Raw genomic sequence first — 20242 nt, forward strand, 5'->3', positions numbered from 1 at the left:
CATTAGGGGTGATTCGATGATAATCAACTATCATTTTTCCAATTTCATACATATTTTCAATGTAATAACTTTTTGTAATTTCAAAACTGCCTGTTGCACTTTGTTCCAGCAAAGCACAATAATTAGCGGGAGTAGCCGCTCGCCAAAATGCATCATCAACTACTAAATGCGAATGACCCGTCCCAAAGCCATAAATAAGACCTCCTTTTTCAGTTGTATCAGCAAGTATTTTGGCAGCTTTTTTGATATTATCTTTTTGCGTATTTTTTACTTGTGGAACAACTTTCTCCATAACTTCAAAATAATTTTCCCAAGCTTCCATTGAAAAGCCTCCTTCCTTTACAATTTCATTATACCCAAATTCAAAACACTAAATATTTACATATTCTTTCAATTTATTAGGAAGTATTTTATAAATAAAAATCTTAAATTAATACTTAAAAAAACATAATAAAACCCTAAACCAAACTATCTGGTTTAGGGAAAATACATATTTATAAATCATTTTAAAATTACTTTTTTAAATTAATCTTTTCAACTAAAAAATCCAAACTATATTTTTTTAATTCATCCATTTTAGCTTTTGTATCTTCGTTTTTACACTCAATTTTAGTAAATAACCGTTCAAGATAATGATGATTAGCTAAATACTGATAACTATAACTAAAGTTCAAACCAAAAACTAACGCTAAAAAAGAAACCCAACGATCTAATGACGTTTTTCTTAATGTACTTAATACTGTTTTACCAGCCATAAAGTTTTGATAAACAGCATCACTAATCGTATCATTTTCTAGATTTTCTTTACTTACATCACCTAAAAAAACTTCAATCGGTTCAATTAACCCCGTTTTAAAAATATCAACTTTATCACCATCGCGAATAATTTGACAATGCAGATATGTACGTTTATCTAGATTAGATTCGATTTCATATTTGTTATGATTTATGATTGCTGTTTTAATTAACGGATAATACTTTAAATCAACATCAAAACGATCAATCAATCCCTCATCAAATAAAATACTAGCGCCTAAATTTCCATGATCTACCGTTTGACTATCAATAAAACTGTTATATCTTTTTAATTGTTCAAAGCGGCCAATATCATGCAATAAACCAATTAAACTCGCTAATTTAACATCTTCATCACTTAATTTTAAGCTTTCAGCAATTTCCTGACACCGAGCCATGACACGATAAGTATGGCTAATTTTTAAAGCTATTTTACCATCTTCACTATTATAATTTTGAACATACTGATTAAATACTTGTCTTGCTTTATTTAAATCAATCATTAAATTCACCTCATCTTCATTATAGGCCAAAGATTATTTATTTACAAAAATAAAAATATCTTTTCTTATTAATAAGTTCTATGCTATATTAATAACCAAGGATGTGATTAAATGAAACTTAGACTTGCAACTGCAAATGATTTAAAAGATATTATGACAATTATTAATCAGGCTAAAGCCTACTTTAAAGCCCAGGGGATCAATCAATGGCAAGATGGTTATCCTAATGAAATCTCCATTATTAATGATATGCAAAGAAAAGAAGCCTATGTTTTAGAAGATAATGATGAAGTTTTAGCGACAGTAATGATTTCTACAGCCGGGGAATCTAATTATAATTATATCGAAGGAAAATGGCTTCAAGATGGTAATTATATTGTAATCCATCGTATTGCAATTAGAGAAGATCAAAAGGGAAAAGGTTTAGCTAAAATTATTCTAGATGAAGCTAGTAAATTATTTGATTTACCAAGTATTCGTATTGATACTCACGAAGATAATCAGTCAATGCAGCGTTTTTTAACTAAATACGGTTTTAGTTATTGTGGTGTTATTTATATTGAAACAAAAGAAAGTAGATTGGCGTTTGAAAAAATTCTATAATTATTCATAACTGTTACTTTTATTAATATACATAGATGAGGTGATATAAATGTTAGATCATGCATCTAAAATAAAAGTAAGCAAAGAAGAATATGGGAAAATGATCTTAGATGATATTGGTGCAATGAATTCAAAAATGTCATTACTTATGCAATATTTTTACAGTTCAATTATTATTGAAGATAAATTACCTGAAATCAGCCAACTGTTTGATCAAATTGTTGAAATTGAAGCTAATCATCTTAAAATATTAATGAAATTAGCGTTAAAATTACAAGTTGATCCTCGCCTTTGGACTTATCAAAACGATCAATGTAATTATTGGTCCCCAGCATATTTGAACTATCCGCGCCATATTAATCAAATTCTAACGACTTTGATTAAACAAACAGCTAATGAGATAGATAAATATGTAAATCAAATAGCTGCTATTGATGATACTTCAGTTAACAACGTTTTAAAACAGATAATTAATGATGAACAAAACAATTTAAACTGTTTAAAAAAATGGGAAGCTAAATTAGCTAGCTAAGCTAACTAATTAGTTTCCCTTCTTTTAATAACTGCAATAATTGCAAGTTTTGCATTGCACTGCCAACATAATTATTAATTCCGTTCAATCTAGCGATACGCTGACGATTTTGAAAACTAGTATCGACTCCAATTTGTTGCAAAGCCCCCACAAAACTGTCGCCTACATAATCAGGATTAGATAAATAATTTACTTTCCCTTCAATTACTTCATCATTGACCCAGCCTTGATCATTACCAATTAAATATGGATTACGAGCCCCTTTTTCTATTTTCGTAATCGTTCCAATATTGCGATATGGTCTTAACGGATTAGCTGATTCACTAGTTAAAAAGACATATTTAAATCTTACGGTATCACCTATTTTATATTCATTTAGATCATTTTCATCTTTGTCAAAATTATTTTTTCCGGCTCGTTTAATGATAGCTGGAAAATCAGCATAGCAATAATCTAGATCAACGATCGTTGGAACTCCTTCAACCCAGCCAGTAGAGCTATATTGCCACATATCATAATTTTCATCATAATTTAATTCCGCAGCATAATTAGCCACCCAGCGAGTATAACGATCAAAAACTGGACTAGTTAATTTTGTTTTCCACCAGTAAAGTGAAGCATACATTCCAACATAATAACCCTTGGATTCTAAAGCATCGGCAAATGTTTTGGCAATTTCACCAATCGTTTCATTAGATTGGCGTCCGGTCGTATTATTATCCTCTAAATCGTAATAAATAGGATAAGCCATTTGATAATCTTTAACTAGTCTTAAAACGTGATCTGCCTCTTTGATGGCATCACTAGTACTTTTAGCATACGAATATAAATAAACACCAAAAGGAATCTTTAAGCGTGTACACTCATCAGCGTTACGTCTAAATAACTTATCATCTTGATCAGGACGATCTTGACCATAGCCACAGCGAATGATGGCAAAGTCAATTCGATTTTTCACCACTTCCCAATCTATTAATCCTTGATACTGTGAAACATCAATTCCATGTGTTGTCACTTTTCCACCTCCACTATTAATATATGTGATTTGTAAAAAAATGTGTAACTTTCATGTCTTTTTCATCATTTTAGTGCGAAAATGAAAATATTGTGTTATAATCAGTTTGGTTTTAATAATAACCTACAAAATTTAATATAAAACTTAATAATATATACTATAAGATATATGGAGGTTGATGTAATTGAATATTAAAAAAGTATTTTTATCCACGATAACAGCAGGTATGTTAATTGGTGCTACTTATACACCAGCTAAAATTGAAGCAACTAATTTTGCTGGTCAAGAAGACAAGTATATGGAACTATGTTCTTCTTCAAATTTATCTTCAAGTAACCTATCTAAATGTAAAGAATTCAATACATACTTGAAACAGAAAAACAAAGATTTACAAAGTTCAATCAATAGTTCAAAAGATGAAATTTCTAAGACTCAAACCACATTGGATGGTGTTATTTCCCAAATTGCAACATTGAACAACCAAATTCAAGAAAAACAAAATGAGATTGAATATTTACAAACTTCAATTAAAAACTTAGAAGATAGCATTACTAAAAAAGAAGAAGAAATCAAAAACCGGATGTATTCAATGCAATCATATAACAACAGTAACACTTATGTTGAATTTATCTTTGGGGCATCTAATTTTTCTGATTTCTTTGCTAGAGTTGACAGTGTAAACGAAATCACTTCATACGATGAAGATTTAATCACTGAAATTGCTGATGAAAAAAACCAGGTTGAAACGCAAAAAGCAACTGTTGAAACAGCTAAAGCCAATATTGAATCACAGAAAAAAGAACAAGAATCATTACAAAGTCAATACCAGGCTTTACTTAGCGAACAACAAAATCAGTTAGCTTCAGCTGAAAAAGAACAAGAAAAAATCTCAAGTACTCAAAGTTCATTAGATTCTTTCTTATCTTCAATTATTATTAATAATTCATCTAGTAATAGTGGTTCTGGGGGAGGTTCATATACTCCATCAGAAAATATCCCAACTACTAACAAATATGGTTCTATTGTTGTATCAGTAGCTAAACAGCAACTAGGAAAACCTTACGTATGGGGAGCAAGTGGTCCAAATTCATTTGACTGTTCTGGTTTAGTAATGTATTGCTACGCCCAAGCTGGTGTTAGTCTAGATCACTATTCTGGTTCTCAAAAAGAATCAGGTGCGATTATTCCAGTAAGTGAAGCACAACCAGGTGATATTTTATGGAAATCAGGACACGTTGGAATTTATATTGGTGGCGGTCAATATATCCATGCCCCACAAACTGGTGACGTTGTTAAAATCGCATCTAATGTTGGTCGTTTCACTTGTGCAGTACGTCCTTATTAATATCAAGTTAACGAATTATTCAAAATGCAGGAAATCCTGCATTTTTGTTTTTTTAGAACCATTTTTTTGCTTTTATCCAAAACGTTTTAGATTAAACTATTAACATTTTAGCGGTTTGCTAAAAATTCTATTTACAAGTTGTGACAAATGTAGGATAATGACCTTGTATCGAGGTGATGTAATGAAATACAAGAAAATACTTATTTTTAGTCTAACGGCTGCTATTTTTACTTCAGTTACTGCTATCAAACCCGTTGGAGCCGTAAACTTTGAAGGTAAAGAAAGCGAATATATGAACACTTGTTCATCAGCTAACTTATCTAATAGCAATAAAGCAACTTGTGAAGATTTTAATCAATATTTGAAAAATAAAAATGATGAATTATCAAAACAATTAAATTCTCAAAAAGAAGCAGCTAGCTCGACCGAAGAAACACTTGATAGTATCAAAAATCAAATCGATGCTATTAATCAACAAATCAGTAGTAAAGAAGCCGAAATTGAATACATAAACACAACAATTACTAATCTTCAAACTAGTATTGAAACAAACAATCAGTTATTAAAAGATCGTATGTATTCAATGCAATCGTATACGAATGAAAATACTTTTATTAATTATATCTTTGGGTCTTCTAGTTTTGCCGATATGTTTTCTCGAATTGAAAGCTTTAATACCTTAACTGCCAGTGATCAAGAATTGATTGCTGAACTTCAAGATCAAAAAGCTCAATTAGAAACACAACAAACTTTATTAGAAGAAGCTAAGAGTGTATTACTTGCTCAACAAGAAGAACAAAAAGCCTTACAAAGTAAGTATACTGCATTACTTCAAGAACAAAATAGAGCAATTATTGCCACTCAAAATTCTATTTATGATTATGGTGAAATGACAGAAACATTAAATGCTGCAATTGAAGAATTTAATGCTAATGCCTATGAAATCGCTACTCCAGCACCACCGCCACCACAACCAGTACAACCAGAAAAACCAGATAATTCTGGTAATGGATCTACTAATAATGACGGTAATGGAAATAACAATTCTTCAAGCAATGACTCAGGAAACCAAAATAATTCTAGTAACAGCGGAGGTTCAAATACTCCTTCAACAACTAACTTAGGACAAAAAATATATGCTGCAGCATATAAAAAATTAGGTTCTCGTTACTATTGGGGTGCTTCTGGTCCTAATTACTTTGATTGCTCAGGTTTAGTATACTGGTCATTAAAACAAGCTGGTGTAAGTGTAGGCAGAACTACCGCAGCCGGTTATTCAAGAATGTGGTCAAGTGTTAGTTTTGCAAATAGCCAAACTGGTGATTTAGTATGTTTTGGAAATCCGGCTTATCATATCGGTATCGTTATCGTAAATGCTAACGGTACTCGCTCAATGATTCATGCTGGTGGTGGTGATTCATCAACTTTTGGTGATGATCCAAATGCATGTGTAAAAATTTCAAGTATTGAACCAGGTTCATATTATTATAGCCGTATTTCAACAATTAGACATGTTGGTTAAATCGTATCAATTTGATACGATTTTTCTTTTTCTTTATTATTGATAATGCTATAATCATCATCGAAAGAAGGAAATTATGAAATACATTAATCAATTTTTAATTATTATGGTAGTCACCTTTTTAGGAGAAATCCTAGGGGCAATATTACCTTTACCAATTCCGGCCAGTGTTTATGGACTAGCCATCATGCTACTTTGCTTATATACTAAAATTATTAAATTATCACAGGTTGAAGAAGTCGCCGACTGGTTAATTTTAGTTATGCCCGTATTATTTGTCCCTTCGGCAGTTAGTTTAATTAATGCCAAAGAAGCTATTTTTCAAGAAATAATCGTTATTGCCATAGTAACTTTGATCAGTACCATTGTGGTAATGGTCGTAACTGGTAAAATTGCTCAGTTGATCATTGAAAAAAAGGAGAATAAAAATGACTGATTTTATTAATAATAGTGCTTATTTTGGGTTAGTAATCTCACTGGCAACTTATTTTATTGCTGTACAAATCAGAAAAAAATTGCCCTATCCCATTATTAATCCTTTATTAATTAGTGCTTTAATTTCAATTGCTTTTTTAGTTATTTTTGATATCGACTTTCAAACTTATAATCAAGGGGCACAATTTATTACTTTTTTACTAACACCGGCGACCGTCTGTTTAGCAATTCCGCTATATAAACAAACACAAATATTACTAAAACATTTTGATGCTATCATCATTAGTTTATTTTGCGGCTGTTTAGCGGGTATTGTTTCCATAGTAATTATTTGTTTACTGATGCAAAGTAATAATGAAATCCTTTATTCATTATTACCTAAATCCATCACTACCGCAATTGCAATTGGTGTATCCGATAAACTAGGTGGTAATTCCACCATAACTGTTGGCGTCGTTATTATTACTGGTATTTTAGGTGCCATTATTGCTAAAAGTATCTTTAAATTATTTAGAATTGATCATCCGGTAGCTCGCGGTTTAGCGCTTGGTAACAGTGCCCATGCCATCGGTACTTCTAAAGCTCTAGAACTTGGTGAAATTGAAGGTGCAATGAGTAGTTTATCAATCGCTATTGCGGGATTATTAACGGTTATTTTAGCACCAATTATTGCCAGTTTTATTTAAAACAACGAAATTCGTTGTTTTTTATTATACATTTTTTAATGTAATTGATATACTTATATAAAAGAGGTAACTGATATGATTATTGAAAAACTAAAAGAACAACATAATTTCACCAATTCTGAAAAACAAATTGCCAACTATATCCTTAAAAATCCATTTTCAATCATGAATCTAACCGCCAATGATCTTGGCGATGTCACTTATACTAGTAAAGCAACCGTTTTCCGTCTATTAAAAAAAATAAATGTTAAAAGCTATGATGAATTTAAATATCTTGTTGAACTAGAAATGAGCCAAATAAATCATCTTAATAATCTCCTTAAAGAAGAACCGTTTCATAAAAATAGTTCTTTAAATGATGTCATTAATATCTTGCCCTCATTTTATGACAGTGCCATTAATTACACTCGCTTAGCGATTGATGATTATGCTGTAAAACGAATTGTTAGTCGTTTAGAAAAATGCGATAAAATCGATATTTACAGCTCGGGAATCACGTCTTCATGTGCAACAGCTGCAATGTTTAAATTTCTTTCCATTGGAAAAGAATGTTCTAATTATACAGCGGTTAATGAACATTATATTATGGCAGTAAAAAATAAAGATATTGTCGCCATTTTACTATCGTTTACCGGCTGTAACCCAGGGATTGTTCGAATTGCAAAATATTTAAAAGAATTAGGTATTTATACAATTGGAATTGGCGGTTTAAAAACTGATGCGTTAAAAAAACAATGTAATGAATACATTGAAATTTATCAAAAAGATTTAGTTATGAGCTTAGAAATGATGACCCCATTTATTTCGATGACCTATATTTTTGATATCTTATTTTCTGGACTATTAGTTCGTAATTATGACAGCCATTTAGAAAATGCTATTGCCGTCATGAATCATACCAACCGCATTAATAACTAAGTAATTGAAACTGAAAAAATCACGTTTTCAATTACTTTTTTTATTATTTTGATACTATCAGAACAACATATTTTCCCTTTATTGTTTTAACCTTTTGATAATGTTACATTGGTTTTGTCAAAAGAGCTCAATGACGAAAAAGGATAAAGGAGAAAAGCAATGAATAATAAAGAACTAGCTGAAAAAATACTCGAGTTAGTTGGTGGTCCCGAAAATATCACTGCCCTTACTCACTGTATTACCCGTCTTAGACTAACAATCAAAGATTTAAATAATGTTGATGAAGAAGAAATCAAAAAATTACCTGGTGTTATGGGAACTAATTATGTCGAAACACAATACCAAATTATTTTAGGTCCTAAAGTAGCCGATGTCTTTTTAGAATTTGAACCCTTAGTTGGTCTTGGTAAACAAACAAACGATCATCAAGAAAAGAAAAAACTAGGATCATTGATCTTAGATACGTTTACTGGAATTTTTACCCCTATTCTTCCTGCCATTATTGGAGCTGGGTTATTAAAAGGGATTTTATTAGGCTTAATGTTTGCCAATGTAGTATCTGCTGATAGTGATATGTATAAATGGTTAATGTTATTTTCCGATGCCGCTTATTATTTTATGCCATTTTTATTAGCGGTTAGTACCGCAACTCATTTTAAATGTAATCGTTATTTAGCAGTAGTTGTCGCTGGAATCATTTTGCATCCCGATTTAGTATCAATGCTTTCAGATGGAACAACTCATTATTTATTAGGGATCCCGGTATATAGTGCCTCTTATGGTAGTACGGTACTTCCAATTATTCTAACTATTATTGTAATGAGCTATATTGAAAAGTTTTTTGCTAAAATCGTACCTAGTATTTTACGAACGATTTTAGTCCCATTACTGACAATTTTTGTTACTGGTGTTTTAGTCCTAGTAGCCATTGGACCAATTGGATCAATCATTAGTGATATTTTAGCTTCTAATTTCCTAAACTTCTATATCAACTATGGTTTTATTGCAGGAGCAATTTTCTCAGGATTATTCCCATTAATGGTATTATTAGGAATTCATAATGGTTTTACTCCAGTAATGGTACAATCAATTTCTAGCTATGGTGTTGAATATTTAATGGGCTTAAATGTTTCTTCAAACTCCGCTCAAGCTGGTGCCACTTTTGCGGTTTTCTTAAAAACCAAAAATAAAGATTTTAAATCTTTAGCGGGAACAGCTGCTTTAAATGCCATTTTAGGAATTACCGAACCTGCTTTATATGGAATCACAACCAAATTAAAACGACCATTAATTGGTGTTTGTATTGGTGGTGCCGTTGGTGGAGCAATTGCTGGATTATTCCATGTAACTGCCACTGGTATGGGAACTGGGCCAATTATTGGGATACCATTATTTTTAACTGATACATTTATTTGGTTTGTTGTTTCATGCTCTGTTGCTTTTATAGTCGCTTTTATTTGGGTTATGATTACTGGTTTTGAAGATGTGCCAAGTGATGAATATGATGAACAATTTGATAATTCTTTAAATAATTCTAATTATTTACCTGAAAGTATCGAAGTTTGTAGCGCTACTGATGGAAAATTAATTACTATGGAACAAATTCCAGATAATGTTTTTTCTAAGGGCATGATGGGTCAATGCTTTGCAATCATTCCTCAAGCTGGAAAAATTTATGCACCGGCAAGCGGTACTATTAGTGCTGTTTTCCCTACTAATCACGCTATTGGTATTACCAGTGATGATGGTTTGGAATTACTAATTCATATCGGAATTGATACTGTCAATATGGAAGGAAAAGGTTTTGATGGTAAAGTAAAACAAGGTCAAAGAGTTAATAAAGGTGATTTATTAGTTGATGTTGATGTTGATTTAGAAATGGTAAAAAAAGCAGGTTATCCTGATATGGTTATTCATGTTGTCTGTAACTCTAATGATTTTAGTCAATTTAATTTGGTAGATACTTCTGATATCAAAACTGGTCAGCCAGTTCTAACATTAAAAAAATAGGAGAAAAATAATATGAGCAAACAAATTCAATTTCCAGCTGATTTTTTATGGGGTGGTGCGATTGCTGCTAACCAATGTGAAGGAGCAGTTTTAGAAGATGGTAAACAGTTTTCAACTGCTGATGCTTTACCTGACGGTGTATTTGGTGATGTTGTCATTCCCCCAAGAGAAAATTATTTAAAAAAAGAAGGTATCGATTTTTATCATCGTTATCGAGATGATATTGAACTTTTATCTCAAATGAATTTTAAAATTCTAAGAATTTCCATTGCCTGGTCACGAATTTTTCCTAACGGTGATGATAAGCTTCCAAATGAAGCGGGTTTAAAATACTATGATGATTTGCTTAATGAATTAAAAAAACATCATATCCAGGTAATGATTACTTTATCTCATTATGAAATGCCTTTAAATCTCGCAGTAAAATATGGCGGTTGGAAAAATCGAAAACTGATTGATTTCTATTTAAAATATGCCAAAATAATAATTGATAGATATCAAGATCAAGTTAAATACTGGCTAACTTTTAATGAAATCAATATGACTTTACATGCGCCATTTAATGGTGCCGGAATCCAAGGTAAAATTGATGAAATTGATCCAAGTATTTTATATCAGGCAATCCATCATCAATTTGTAGCCAGTGCTTTAATTACAAAATATTGTCATGAGCTCAATCCATCATTAATGGTTGGCTGCATGATCGCCGGTTCACCAATTTATCCGTTAACACCTAATCCAGATGATGTCCAGGCAACCATGGAAAAAGAAAGAAAAACGTTATTTTTCGCTGATGTCCATACTCGGGGTCAATATCCAAATTACATGCAACGTTATTTTAAAGAACACGATATTCATCTTGAGATAACTAAACAAGATCTAATTGATTTAAAAAATGTCGTTGATTTTATATCTTTAAGCTATTATTCCAGTGATTGTGCTAGCAGTGATGAAAGTAAACAAGTAAAAGCACAAGGTAATATTGCTTCAGCCATAAAAAATCCATATTTATCAGTTTCTAAATGGGGTTATCAAATTGATCCTAAGGGGCTTAGAATATTATTGAATCAGCTTTATGATCGTTATCAATTACCATTATTTATCGTTGAAAATGGAATGGGCTTTAAAGATGTTTTGGAAGACGGGAAAATTCATGATGATTATCGGATTAATTTCTTTCAAGCGCATTTATTGCAAGTTTATGAAGCCTTACAAGATGGTGTTAAAGTATTGGGATATACAAGCTGGGCCCCAATTGATTTGGTAAGTAATAGTGAATGTCAAATGGAAAAACGTTATGGTTTTATCTATGTTGATCGTAATGATCAAGGTGAAGGATCATTGAAAAGATATAAAAAAGATAGTTTTAACTGGTATCGTGATGTCATTTTATCGAATGGAAAAACACTTACAAATAAGATTTAAGGAGAAAACACATGAAAACAATTCGTTTAGATTTACCACAATGGCAAGGTGGGAATAACCCTGATTATGTCTTTGGTGCCAAGCTTTTAAACACAATCGTTCCTAGTAATCCAGCAATTGAAACTGTATCAGTTCCTATTAACATGGATTTAAATACACCTTTAAAAGTTACCAATGGTATTGAAGGTGAAGAAATATTGATTAAACAAATGAATGCAACCAAAAAAATACTCGAAATTAAAAATCCTGATCGCATCATTGTATTAGGTGGCGACTGTTCAGTCTCACAAGTACCCTTTGATTATCTTAGCCAAAAATATCAAGATAAATTAGGTATTCTCTGGTTAGATGCGCATCCTGATGTAGCTACAGTTGAATCATCTTCACGTTTACATGAAATGGTTCTTAATAATTTAATCACTGGTCATAATTCATCACCAGCAACAACTACCAAAAATCCGGTAGCTGTTAATCGCGTTATGCTGGCTGGTCTTGTTTATGAAGAACTAAGAGAAAAAGATCAAATTGTCAACAGCAAAAAAATTCCTTATGCTACTAGTGAACAATTATTTACTAACAGTGATATTATTACTGATTGGATCAAAAAAGAAAACATTAAATATTTAGCTGTACATTTTGATTTAGATGTTTTAACACCTGAAGATTTTAGATCAATTTATCCAGCCGAACCATATCTAGAATCATTTGGTGCTGCAATCGGTAAATTAACTTTAAACCAGGTTGGTCAAATTTTTAAAGATGTATCAAAATATAGTGAAATTGTCGGTTTAACAATCGCTGAACACATGCCTTGGGATGCGATGAGATTAAACCAGATGCTATCTAAAATAACTATTTTCAATGATTAAAAAACTGCTTATTATTTTATGTGGTATTGTTATTATGGCAATTGGAACTGGATTATGTAATTATACTCATTTTGGTATTGATCCTTTTAATGCTTTTTGCATTGGAGCTTCGAATCAATTAAATTTATCACTTGGAATCTTTACTCTTTTAGCTCAAGTAATAATTGCCGTTTTAATTTTATGTAACAACAAAAAATATCTTGGAATTGGCAGTATTATACCAATGTTAACATTTGGCTATATATTACAACTAATCAATACTATCATTAATTTCTTATTACCAGCAACAATGCCACTTATTATCAATATTTTGTTATTTATGATTGGTATTTTATTTATCACATTTGGTATGTCTTTATATATGAACTGCGATTTAGGAATGGTTCCCTATGACAGTATTTCATTTACTATCGGCGATTCAATTAAAAAAAGTCCCTTTATGTTACGAATGATTCTAGATATAACAGTTGCTATCTTAGCTTATTTAATTGGTGGACCGATTCAAATCGGTACTATCTTCATTGCCTTTGGCATTGGACCAATTTTAGATTTCATGAAATCAATTACTAGGAGATTAATAAAATGATTTATCAAAAATTATTTTCCACCCTTAAAATAAATAATAAAGTTGTCAAAAATCGAATTGTCTTACCGCCCATGGCTGATTTTGGGATGACTAAAAGTGATGGTTTAGTTAATCAACGCCATCTTGATCATTATCAAAGGATTGCCAAGGCTACAACAGGTACAATCATTATTGAAGCCTGTGCTGTGACTAAACTAAATGAGCCAAGAAATACTATCAATATCGATAATGATAGTTGTATCAATGGTTTATCAAAATTAGCCAAAGCAATTCATCAATATGAATCACTAGCCCTTGTGCAAATCATGAATACAGGATTAAAGGCAATGAAAGAAAATAGTCTTACTGATATATCGATTAATCAGCTTTTAAAATATAAAAACGATTTTATCCAGGCGGCGAAAAGATGTCAAAAAGCTGGTTTTGATGGCGTTGAAATTCATGGTGCTCATGGCATGTTTATTAATGAAATTATCGAAACTAGTCAAAGAAATGATCAATATGGTGGCAGCTTTGAAAATCGAATCCGGTTTCTAATTGAAATCATCAAAGAAATCAAACAAGAATGTACCCAGGACTTTATTGTTGGTGTTCGTCTTGGTAATAGTAATTTAAATGAATTAGTTTTATCAAGTCAAGCTTGTCAAAATGCTGGTGCTGATTTTCTCGATATTTCTACTGGTTTAAATGATTATTATCATAAACCTGATAATTTCCCATTTGATGATAAAATATATGCTGCTTCAACAGTTAAACAAGCAGTAACGATTCCCATTATTGGTGTTGGTAATATTAGTGAAGGTATGGAAGCTGAAGAAATATTAATGGCTAATATGGTTGATTTAGTTGCCGTTGGTCGTGGTCAATTATGTGATCCTTTATGGAGCCAAAAAGTTAAAAATGATCTTGAAGTTAATAAATGTTTAAATTGTAAAAGATGCCTGTGGTATCGCGATGGACGCAAATGCCCCGCTATTAACCTAAATAAATCTAAGAAAATGGAGAACGATGATGAAAATAACAGTATTAACTGGTAGTCCTCACAAAAACGGGACAACAAGTATATTAACCCAAAAATTTATTGAAGGAGCAATTGAAGCTGGTCATGAAATTTTCCAATTTGATTGTTCTAGTCATAAAGTTAAAACTTGCCTTGGCTGCGATCAATGTCAATATGGCAAAATTGCTTGTATTTTAAAAGATGATATGCATAAATTATATCCTCATATTATCAATGCTGATCTTATTGCTTTTATTACCCCACTTTACTATCATAGTTACAGTGCTCAATTAAAGACAGTTATTGATCGTTTTCATGGCATTGATGATTTGATCCGCGATACTAATAAAAAAGCCGTTTTATTAGTAGCTGGTGCAAGCGATCAAAACTGGATAACGGATGGACTAGTTACAACATATCATATCCAGCTTAGATATTTAGGCTGGCAAGATTGTGGCACTGTACTAGCAACCAATTGTTATTATAAAAATGATATTATTAACTCAAAGTATCCTACCCAAGCTTACAATCTAGGAAAATCGCTGTAAATAAAAACAACGTTTAGCACGTTGTTTTTATTTAAGCTGCCATTTAGCACTTTGTCGTTGTAAATTAACCATTCGATAATAAGTTCCCTGTTGCTGCATCAATTCATTAGGCGTTCCTGATTCAACGACACGACCGTTATCTAAAACAATTATTTTATCAGCTGATTCAACAGTCCGCATACGATGGGCAATAACTAATACGGTTTTACCTGCCAGTAAACGTGAAAGCGCTCTTTGTACTTTTGTTTCATTTTCAACATCAAGACTAGCAGTTGCTTCATCTAATAATACAATTGGCGCATCTTTTAAAAGAGCACGGGCAATTGAAATTCTTTGTCGCTCACCACCAGATAACTTAGCGCCATTTTCACCAATTTGACTATTATACCCTTGTGGCAATCTACTTACAAACTCATCGCAGTTTGCTGCTTTAGCTGCATCTAATACTTCTTTGTCACTAGCACCACGTTTACCAAGACGAATGTTTTCCATTACCGTATCATCAAATAGTATAACATCTTGAAAAACCATAGAATAATCACTTAGTAATATTTCGGGATCTACAGTTGCAATATCAACCCCGCCTACTTTAATAACTCCTTGATTAATTTCCCACAACCGAGCTGCCAATTTGGCGCAAGTACTTTTTCCAGATCCCGATGGTCCCACTAATGCCGTTACTTCTCCTTCTTTAGCTACAAAACTGACATCATGAAGTACTTCATTTTTATCATAAGAAAAACTAACATGTTCAAAACTAATATCATGACCATCAGGTGTAAAAGTCTCATCTCCTTTAGCAATTGGAGTATCATAAATTTCCATCATTCGATTAGCTGATACTTGGGATACAAACATTTCGGCGATAAGCGCTAAACTTTGATCAAAAGGTGCATATACCCGAGTAATAATTAATAGAAACATAAACAACAACATAAAATCAATGCTGCCATCAAGAATAAGATTAGCACCTATTAATATTGTTGTGGCAACACCTAAGCGCATGATTACACTTGCTCCATTAACAAAAATACCGGTTACTAATTCACCTTTTATCATGATCTTTTCATGTTCATCAATTTTTTGATTTAAACTTTCTAAATAACGTTCTTCTTGATTAGTTGCTCTAATTTCACGAATATTTTCTAATGCTTCTTGAATTCCATCGGATACTTTAATCGCTGCTTTTTTAGTTCGGATAGCATTACGATCAGCAATTTTCCGACTTCCAAATAATAATCCAAAAGCAACTGGTACACCCCATAAACAAGCAATTGTTAATCGCCAATCATAAAAAAACAAACAAATAGCAATAATAGCAGTCGAAATATAAGCCCCGTATAAATACCCTAATACATGGGACCAGACATGTTCCATTCTATTAACATCACCCATAATCGTTTCTGTTAGATCGGCTAAATCACGTTTTCCAAAATATCCCAAAGGCAGTTTCCGAAGTTTTTCAGCAAGACTAAGACGAGTTACTTTAACCTCATTGTAAACTAGTCCATAAGTTGCCTTGTACTGCTGTAAGTGTGTTATCAAAGATAAAACCACAAAAAGTATGATCATTGCAATTATAAACAATCCATTTGGTAAAGGGCTTCCATTAGATAATGTATCCATAAAATTCCCCATAACCAAATACAAAATTCCCGTTCCAGCCATGACAATCAAGTTTACAATTACCGTCCAGAATGCTCCTTTTTTAGTATTTTGGATGCCTTGACTAGTCAACGCATATTTCTTTTGAAACTTTTCATTAAACATTTACGCCACCCTCCTTGTCACGAGTAATCTTCCATTGCACTGCCTTGTTGTAATCAGCCCACATTGAAGCATAAAGACCATCACGTTCAAGCAATTCATTATGTGTTCCTTGTTCAACCATTTCTCCTTGATTTAAAACAATGATTTTATTGGCTCCTATAATTGTCGAAAGACGATGAGCAATCATTATAACGGTCCGATTAATTGTCAATGCATTAAATGCTTTTTGGATAAGCACTTCATTTTCTGGATCAGCAAAAGCTGTAGCTTCATCGAGTACAATAATTGGTGCGTCTTTTAAAATTGCTCTAGCAATAACGATCCGCTGCTGTTCACCTCCAGAAAGATAAGTTCCAATGCTACCTATTTGAGTATCTATTCCATCAGGAAGTTTATCAAGAATATCTTTACACTGAGCTGCTATCAACGCATCTAAAACTTCTTGACGAGTGGCTTCAGGACGAGCAATCCGCACATTTTCTAAAATTGAAGTTTTAAATAAACGATTATTTTGAAATACAAAGGCTACCTGATCCATAAGTACATGGGGATCAATATTAGTGACATCAACACCACCAACTTCCACTGCTCCTGATGTTGCATCCCAAAAACGCGGAATTAAACTAGCAGCTGTTGTTTTTCCACCACCTGATGGTCCCACCAAGGCAACCGTTTCCCCAGGTTTTGCCACAAAAGATACATGCGATAAAGCTAAATTATTAGAGCCCTCATAGCGAAAACTAACGTCTTTAAATTCAACTTGATTCCCTTTTGGCATTTGGGGATCTTTAGGTGTTTGAAGTACTGGGGCATCCATTACTAAATTAATTCGTTCTAACGCCGTAGTCGCTAACATTATTCCTGCTGATGCAAACATAATTTTTGCAAGAGAAGTAGAAATAATTGCTGAAAAGACTGCGTAAAAAGCAAAATCGGTTACAAACGCTGCTAAATTACCATTAGATAATGCACTAGGAGCAAGAAATAAAACAACCGGTACTAAAAAGACAAACGCGCCTTCTGTAAAGGTTAAATTAATTGATTGAGGTACTTGACACACATCCCCCTGGTAATATTCCGCTTTATCGCTATAATCTTCAATTGCTTCTTTAAACGCTCTAAACGAATAAACTGTCTGCTGGAAAATTTTAACAACCGGAATTCCACGAACATATTCAGTTCCCGCTTTTGTCATCCGATCTTGAGCTGCCTGATATTCTGCCATTAGTTTGGCATTTTTGCCACCCATCATTGAAAACATAGCAATCACAGAAATTATCGCTGATAAAAGACAAGCAGCACCCATTTTCCAATCAAAAACAAACATTAAAACAATCATTCCTATAAATAAAACCATTGTTCCAACAATATCCGCTAAATTATGTGCTAGTAAAGTTTCCGTATCAGCAGCCCCAGCATCTAATCTACCCCTAATTAATCCCGAAGCATTGGAATCGAAGAAACCTAATGGTGCTTTCATAACATGAGCTACCCCTTGTTTACGAATATTTGCAGCAGTGCGAAATGCCGCTAAGTGAGTACACATTAATCCTAAAAAATATAAAATAATTCCTGCAATCGCAAAACCAAAGGCTAACCAGCCAAATTGAACAATACTTTTGGCATTGGTCCAATTAGGTGCCACCGCAATTAAATCGCGAGCTACAAGCCAGATACAAATATAAGGTCCCATACTTAAAAGCATTGAAATTGCCGATAAAACAAGTCCTAAAAATGTTAATCCTTTTAAATTACCTGCATAATTCAATAAAATTGATATAGCACTTTTTTTCTCATTTTTCATAAAAATCTCCTTTCTTTAGTTAGCTAAAGCTAACTCATTGACTAAAATAATAAGGGTATAACCCCTTAATAATATTAATAACTAAGAATTTAACAGCTTTAACCAGCCTGCTGTATAAAAAGAACGTAGATGCTCAACATCTTTGATAGCCTGACTTTTAGGAATATCATGGATAACTATCTCAAAAATTCCACCAATCATTCCACTAGCTAAAATATGACATAAAGATGGATTTAAATCAGGTGCATCATAACCTAAATGTTGTAATGTTTTTAAATACCTAATTGTACTTTCTACTTCTATTTCAATCAAACTATGCAAAAAATTTTCATAACTAGTTCCTTCAGATTTACATAAAAGTAATTTAACCGGCTTACGATTGCAACAAATATAATCAACCATCCAGTCAATATAATCTTTCGATTCAACCCCTAAATGCTCAGGCTGCTTTTCTTCAGGCAAATTAGCAAAATCAATATGCGCATCAATATATTTACTCTTTAACAACGCTGCATGTGGTTCAACAATCGAAGCAAATAACGCTTCTTTACTTGAAAAATAACCATAAAACGCTCCGGTCGTTACTCCCGCATATTTTACAATTTGTCGTAATGAAGCTTTTAAAAATCCTTTTTCTAGAAATTCATCTATTGCGGCCCGCTGAATTTTTAATAATGTTTCTGATGATTTTTCTTCCATAATACACTCCATATAACAGTGTTATATATAACTAACATTATGATACACCCAGTATATTTTTATGTCAATATGTTCAATTAATTTTGTTAAGATTAATATTGACAAAACTAAAAACAACGCACTAAACGTTGTTTTTAATACTTACTTTCAATTTCTTTAATTCTTTGATATAAAAATTCATTAGTTGGCATTTGTAAATGATGTTTTTTAGCTAAACTAAGTACCGTTCCCGAAAATAATTCCACTTCACTATATCGTTTGCTTTTAGCATCCTGAGCCATTGATGGCAGTCCTAAAGGATCTAGTGTAGCAATCAAATCTAGATAAAATTGAAGATCTTGTAATCCTAAATCAATCCCTTCATATTTTGATAACTCTATTACTTCTTTCATTGCTTTGATCATCATCTCATGGCTTTCACCAGGTTCCATCGCCCCACCGTAATTAGTATCATAAACCATACAAATCTGATTAATCCCTACATTCAACATAAACTTAGCCCATAAATGATGCAAAATATCTTCTTTGACATAATAAGTTAATTTTACTTGATCAAAAAAAGCAGTGAGTTCTTGTAATCTTGCTTCTTGTTCTTTATTATTAACTCCTAAAAGTAAATGACCACGATTAGTGTATGTTAATTCATTTTCAAACTTAACAGCATCCATACCTTGAGCAATAGCGTATAGAACCTGGTTACTATCAAATCTTTGTCCAATAATTTTTTCACTAGTAATTCCATTTAAAACTGAAATAATCGTTGTATGTTCATCAACCATATTTTCCATTACATCCAAAGCACTTGTTAAAGCGGTAGCTTTAACTGCAACAATAACTAAATCATACGGTTTAACCTGAGTGCAAGGAACTTTTGTAAAATCAACCGTTTGATTATTAATTTTATAAATAACATCCTGATTCCTTTGGTAGCGTTTTTCATCCATTACAAAATCAACTACTACACCAAGATTACTTTCTTTGACCCAGTTAGCGTACAACAAGCCTAAAGCCCCCATTCCAACTATTCCTATTCTTTTAATCATTTTTACCTCCACGAAAAAAGCTGATCTAATGACCAGCTTTTGCATAAGTTTCAATTAATTATTTTGTTAATTCAGCAAAATATTTGATAGTTCTAACCATGTTAGAAGTATATGAATTTTCGTTGTCATACCAA

20 protein-coding genes are annotated in these 20242 nt (G+C 32.2%); 13 read left to right on the top strand and 7 right to left on the bottom strand.

Annotated features, from left to right (window positions below; all coding sequences use genetic code 11):
- Positions 1-322, bottom strand: a 322-nt coding sequence (locus tag J7M77_RS01270; protein WP_296875198.1) for an SIS domain-containing protein, incomplete at its 3' end; no start/stop codon positions are given.
- A 190-nt stretch (positions 323-512) separates the two neighbouring features.
- Entirely contained in the window at positions 513-1298 is a 786-nt protein-coding gene (locus tag J7M77_RS01275) for an HD domain-containing protein (RefSeq protein WP_296875200.1), read from the bottom strand.
- A gap of 111 nt (positions 1299-1409) precedes the next feature.
- Here J7M77_RS01275 and J7M77_RS01280 point away from each other — a divergent pair, with 111 nt between their 5' ends.
- A complete protein-coding gene (locus tag J7M77_RS01280) occupies positions 1410-1901 on the top strand; it encodes a GNAT family N-acetyltransferase (protein WP_296875202.1) in 492 nt (163 codons plus the stop codon).
- A gap of 49 nt (positions 1902-1950) precedes the next feature.
- The gene (locus tag J7M77_RS01285; RefSeq protein WP_296875204.1) at positions 1951-2433 is read left to right on the top strand and encodes a ferritin family protein; all 483 of its coding nucleotides are present in this window, start codon (positions 1951-1953) and stop codon (positions 2431-2433) included.
- Between the two features lies 1 nt (position 2434).
- Here J7M77_RS01285 and J7M77_RS01290 read toward each other — a convergent pair whose 3' ends face one another.
- Complete coding sequence (locus J7M77_RS01290) at positions 2435-3448, bottom strand: glycoside hydrolase family 25 protein (RefSeq protein WP_296875206.1); 1014 nt, start codon at positions 3446-3448, stop codon at positions 2435-2437.
- Between the two features lie 184 nt (positions 3449-3632).
- On the opposite strand from J7M77_RS01290, the gene J7M77_RS01295 reads away from it, so the two are divergent.
- The 11 genes from J7M77_RS01295 to J7M77_RS01345 all read left to right on the top strand — a co-directional run bounded on the left by J7M77_RS01295 (position 3633) and on the right by J7M77_RS01345 (position 14792).
- Positions 3633-4793 (top strand): C40 family peptidase, encoded by a 1161-nt coding sequence (locus J7M77_RS01295; protein WP_296875208.1) that lies wholly within the window; start codon positions 3633-3635, stop codon positions 4791-4793.
- Positions 4794-4974: 181 nt separating this feature from the next.
- Positions 4975-6315 (top strand): NlpC/P60 family protein, encoded by a 1341-nt coding sequence (locus J7M77_RS01300; RefSeq protein WP_296875209.1) that lies wholly within the window; start codon positions 4975-4977, stop codon positions 6313-6315.
- 76 nt (positions 6316-6391) lie between these two features.
- Positions 6392-6751 (top strand): CidA/LrgA family protein, encoded by a 360-nt coding sequence (locus J7M77_RS01305; protein ID WP_296875211.1) that lies wholly within the window; start codon positions 6392-6394, stop codon positions 6749-6751.
- Positions 6744-7436, top strand: coding sequence for an LrgB family protein (locus J7M77_RS01310; RefSeq protein WP_296875213.1), 693 nt, complete (start codon positions 6744-6746; stop codon positions 7434-7436). Before J7M77_RS01305 ends, J7M77_RS01310 begins: the two co-directional genes overlap by 8 nt.
- A gap of 75 nt (positions 7437-7511) precedes the next feature.
- On the top strand, positions 7512-8354 hold the full coding sequence (locus J7M77_RS01315) for a MurR/RpiR family transcriptional regulator (protein WP_296875215.1): 843 nt from the start codon (positions 7512-7514) through the stop codon (positions 8352-8354).
- A gap of 159 nt (positions 8355-8513) precedes the next feature.
- Positions 8514-10364 carry a beta-glucoside-specific PTS transporter subunit IIABC gene (locus J7M77_RS01320; RefSeq protein WP_296875217.1) on the top strand — a complete coding sequence of 617 codons (1851 nt, stop codon included), beginning with the start codon at positions 8514-8516 and terminating at the stop codon, positions 10362-10364.
- A 12-nt stretch (positions 10365-10376) separates the two neighbouring features.
- Positions 10377-11789 carry a glycoside hydrolase family 1 protein gene (locus J7M77_RS01325; RefSeq protein WP_296875219.1) on the top strand — a complete coding sequence of 471 codons (1413 nt, stop codon included), beginning with the start codon at positions 10377-10379 and terminating at the stop codon, positions 11787-11789.
- Between the two features lie 11 nt (positions 11790-11800).
- Positions 11801-12658 (top strand): arginase family protein, encoded by an 858-nt coding sequence (locus J7M77_RS01330; protein ID WP_296875221.1) that lies wholly within the window; start codon positions 11801-11803, stop codon positions 12656-12658.
- A 34-nt stretch (positions 12659-12692) separates the two neighbouring features.
- On the top strand, positions 12693-13244 hold the full coding sequence (locus J7M77_RS01335) for a hypothetical protein (RefSeq protein ID WP_296875222.1): 552 nt from the start codon (positions 12693-12695) through the stop codon (positions 13242-13244).
- A complete protein-coding gene (locus J7M77_RS01340) occupies positions 13241-14281 on the top strand; it encodes an NADH:flavin oxidoreductase (protein ID WP_296875225.1) in 1041 nt (346 codons plus the stop codon). The genes J7M77_RS01335 and J7M77_RS01340 overlap by 4 nt, the downstream gene beginning before the upstream one ends.
- The gene (locus J7M77_RS01345) at positions 14256-14792 is read left to right on the top strand and encodes a flavodoxin family protein (protein WP_296875227.1); all 537 of its coding nucleotides are present in this window, start codon (positions 14256-14258) and stop codon (positions 14790-14792) included. Before J7M77_RS01340 ends, J7M77_RS01345 begins: the two co-directional genes overlap by 26 nt.
- Before the next feature lie 27 nt (positions 14793-14819).
- On the opposite strand, the gene J7M77_RS01350 is transcribed toward J7M77_RS01345, so the two are convergent.
- From J7M77_RS01350 to J7M77_RS01365, 4 genes are all read right to left on the bottom strand, one after another.
- Positions 14820-16562: an ABC transporter ATP-binding protein gene (locus J7M77_RS01350; protein ID WP_296875229.1), complete on the bottom strand. Its 1743-nt coding sequence runs from the start codon at positions 16560-16562 to the stop codon at positions 14820-14822.
- On the bottom strand, positions 16555-18366 hold the full coding sequence (locus J7M77_RS01355; RefSeq protein WP_296875232.1) for an ABC transporter ATP-binding protein: 1812 nt from the start codon (positions 18364-18366) through the stop codon (positions 16555-16557). The genes J7M77_RS01350 and J7M77_RS01355 overlap by 8 nt, the downstream gene beginning before the upstream one ends.
- A gap of 81 nt (positions 18367-18447) precedes the next feature.
- Positions 18448-19065 carry a TetR/AcrR family transcriptional regulator gene (locus J7M77_RS01360; protein ID WP_296875234.1) on the bottom strand — a complete coding sequence of 206 codons (618 nt, stop codon included), beginning with the start codon at positions 19063-19065 and terminating at the stop codon, positions 18448-18450.
- A gap of 134 nt (positions 19066-19199) precedes the next feature.
- Positions 19200-20108 (bottom strand): ketopantoate reductase family protein, encoded by a 909-nt coding sequence (locus J7M77_RS01365; RefSeq protein ID WP_296875236.1) that lies wholly within the window; start codon positions 20106-20108, stop codon positions 19200-19202.
- Positions 20109-20242: the final 134 nt, after the last annotated feature.

This window comes from Thomasclavelia sp., assembly GCF_017889095.1.
In the GTDB taxonomy this organism is placed as follows: Bacteria; Bacillota_I; Bacilli_A; order Erysipelotrichales; family Coprobacillaceae; genus Thomasclavelia.

What these genes read in the sequence shown, in the direction of transcription:
- J7M77_RS01275 (WP_296875200.1), bottom strand. Translation starts at nt 1,298, where the DNA reads ATGATTGATTTAAATAAAGCAAGACAAGTATTTAATCAGTATGTTCAA.
- J7M77_RS01280 (WP_296875202.1), top strand. Translation starts at nt 1,410, where the DNA reads ATGAAACTTAGACTTGCAACTGCAAATGATTTAAAAGATATTATGACA.
- J7M77_RS01285 (WP_296875204.1), top strand. Translation starts at nt 1,951, where the DNA reads ATGTTAGATCATGCATCTAAAATAAAAGTAAGCAAAGAAGAATATGGG.
- J7M77_RS01300 (WP_296875209.1), top strand. Translation starts at nt 4,975, where the DNA reads ATGAAATACAAGAAAATACTTATTTTTAGTCTAACGGCTGCTATTTTT.
- J7M77_RS01305 (WP_296875211.1), top strand. Translation starts at nt 6,392, where the DNA reads ATGAAATACATTAATCAATTTTTAATTATTATGGTAGTCACCTTTTTA.
- J7M77_RS01310 (WP_296875213.1), top strand. Translation starts at nt 6,744, where the DNA reads ATGACTGATTTTATTAATAATAGTGCTTATTTTGGGTTAGTAATCTCA.
- J7M77_RS01315 (WP_296875215.1), top strand. Translation starts at nt 7,512, where the DNA reads ATGATTATTGAAAAACTAAAAGAACAACATAATTTCACCAATTCTGAA.
- J7M77_RS01320 (WP_296875217.1), top strand. Translation starts at nt 8,514, where the DNA reads ATGAATAATAAAGAACTAGCTGAAAAAATACTCGAGTTAGTTGGTGGT.
- J7M77_RS01325 (WP_296875219.1), top strand. Translation starts at nt 10,377, where the DNA reads ATGAGCAAACAAATTCAATTTCCAGCTGATTTTTTATGGGGTGGTGCG.
- J7M77_RS01330 (WP_296875221.1), top strand. Translation starts at nt 11,801, where the DNA reads ATGAAAACAATTCGTTTAGATTTACCACAATGGCAAGGTGGGAATAAC.
- J7M77_RS01335 (WP_296875222.1), top strand. Translation starts at nt 12,693, where the DNA reads ATGGCAATTGGAACTGGATTATGTAATTATACTCATTTTGGTATTGAT.
- J7M77_RS01340 (WP_296875225.1), top strand. Translation starts at nt 13,241, where the DNA reads ATGATTTATCAAAAATTATTTTCCACCCTTAAAATAAATAATAAAGTT.
- J7M77_RS01345 (WP_296875227.1), top strand. Translation starts at nt 14,256, where the DNA reads ATGAAAATAACAGTATTAACTGGTAGTCCTCACAAAAACGGGACAACA.
- J7M77_RS01350 (WP_296875229.1), bottom strand. Translation starts at nt 16,562, where the DNA reads ATGTTTAATGAAAAGTTTCAAAAGAAATATGCGTTGACTAGTCAAGGC.
- J7M77_RS01355 (WP_296875232.1), bottom strand. Translation starts at nt 18,366, where the DNA reads ATGAAAAATGAGAAAAAAAGTGCTATATCAATTTTATTGAATTATGCA.
- J7M77_RS01360 (WP_296875234.1), bottom strand. Translation starts at nt 19,065, where the DNA reads ATGGAAGAAAAATCATCAGAAACATTATTAAAAATTCAGCGGGCCGCA.
- J7M77_RS01365 (WP_296875236.1), bottom strand. Translation starts at nt 20,108, where the DNA reads ATGATTAAAAGAATAGGAATAGTTGGAATGGGGGCTTTAGGCTTGTTG.